3 protein-coding genes are annotated in these 1,506 nt (G+C 30.8%); all 3 read right to left on the reverse strand.

The window, feature by feature from the left end:
- Window positions 1-207: 207 nt before the first annotated feature.
- Window positions 208-414, reverse strand: coding sequence for a DUF104 domain-containing protein (locus ENL20_11560; protein ID HHE39190.1), 207 nt, complete (start codon window positions 412-414; stop codon window positions 208-210).
- Window positions 415-538: 124 nt separating this feature from the next.
- Entirely contained in the window at window positions 539-766 is a 228-nt protein-coding gene (locus tag ENL20_11565) for a hypothetical protein (GenBank protein HHE39191.1), read from the reverse strand.
- A 263-nt stretch (window positions 767-1,029) separates the two neighbouring features.
- Window positions 1,030-1,506, reverse strand: a 477-nt coding sequence (locus ENL20_11570; protein ID HHE39192.1) for a hypothetical protein, incomplete at its 5' end; no start/stop codon positions are given.

The raw sequence follows: 1,506 nt of genomic DNA on the forward strand, positions 1-1,506 counted from the left end.
ACTTAAGACGAAGTCTTGAGTTAAGTTGACTGGCATCAGCGGATTAGAAAACTTAAATCAAGCCAGCTAAAGCAAACTTAATTCAAGTTTTCAGTAATTCCGGTGGTTTTCGTTCAAGCACTACTTATCAGTTTTTCAATTTTTCTCCGTTTTATTTCTTCTTTTTCATCATAAAGATAAATCCATAAGTTTGAATCTATAAAAACTCTATCTTTCATGTAATTCATCCCGGTTAAATTTATAATCTTTAGGAATATTTATTCTGCTTCTCTTAACAAATTCCAAAAAATTATCTTTCTTTTTCTTTTCTTCATCTATAATGATAACTTTTAATCTCTTTCCTTCGCAAAAGTCTAATTTTTCATCGATTTTCAAAGCATTATTATTATAAGTTGCAGTTGCTATTTTATACATAATCTTTTCTCCTTCAAAAATTAATTTTTCCTTGTTTTTTAGAATATCAAAACTCCTAAAACACTTCTAATAACAGTTAACGAATAATTGATGTGATCTTCAATTTCCTGAAAATATTCATCTATCATGTTAATTCTATCAAATCTTTGTTATGGTCGAGCCAAATTTCATATTCTCCAGCCCATTGGATAAAATCGTTATTTTCATCACCGAGTTCACCATTTTGAAACTTTTTATAAAATTCTTTGGTTTTGAGAGAATGCTTGCTTTCATAAGAAATGAGATCTGATTCAATATTCTTCATTCCTTTTTTCAATTCATCAATATAATATTTAATTATATCGCTAAACATAACATTATAATTTTCATCATAGTTTTTAAGTAATCTTTTGAATTTTGATTCAATTTCACTCTTTAGTTTAACCTGAATTATCGACTCCTCCTTGCTGAAATTAAACTCAATTTCCTAACTTTTAGAATGCTAAGACAAGTCGTAAAATGAAAATTTAGAGTCAAGAAAAAGTTATTAAACATGATTTATAAAATACCGGACTTCATTAATGTTTATAAGAAATAAAGTCCGGAAAATTTCAATCTTCAATCTTAAATATGAAATTATTTCAGTATCGCTCCCGTTCCTGCGTCTAATTCTATTTCCAGAATTTTTCCATTTGTGAGAGGATATTGCTTTCCAGTTAGAAGATCCGTTACACTGCGCATTCCCAGATCAGTTTCCAGTTCGATAGTTTGTTTGGTGTCTTCGTTATTAATAACAACAACAATATTTTTTCCTTCATAACTGCGTTCAAATGCGTAGATCATTCCTTTGGTTAAAAGTGTTTTGAAAGTTCCATAATAAAGCACAGGATTTTCTTTCCTGATCCGGATCAGTTTTTTGTAATAATTATGCAGAGCGACTTTTTCTTTATCATCAGTATATTTCCAGTTGAACGGACGACGGCAATCCGGGTCGTGTGCTCCCATCATTCCGATTTCGTCTCCATACCAGATATGCGGAGTTCCGACATAAGTCATCTGGAAAAGAACTGCGAGTTTCAGTCTGGTTATATCTCCGCCAGCAGATTCCAGATA

The organism is Candidatus Cloacimonadota bacterium (assembly GCA_011372345.1).
In the GTDB taxonomy this organism is placed as follows: domain Bacteria; phylum Cloacimonadota; class Cloacimonadia; order Cloacimonadales; family TCS61; genus DRTC01.

Bases quoted from the DNA above. Each gene is read 5' to 3' on its own strand.
- ENL20_11560 (HHE39190.1), bottom strand. From the start codon at position 414: ATGTATAAAATAGCAACTGCAACTTATAATAATAATGCTTTGAAAATC.
- ENL20_11565 (HHE39191.1), bottom strand. From the start codon at position 766: ATGTTTAGCGATATAATTAAATATTATATTGATGAATTGAAAAAAGGA.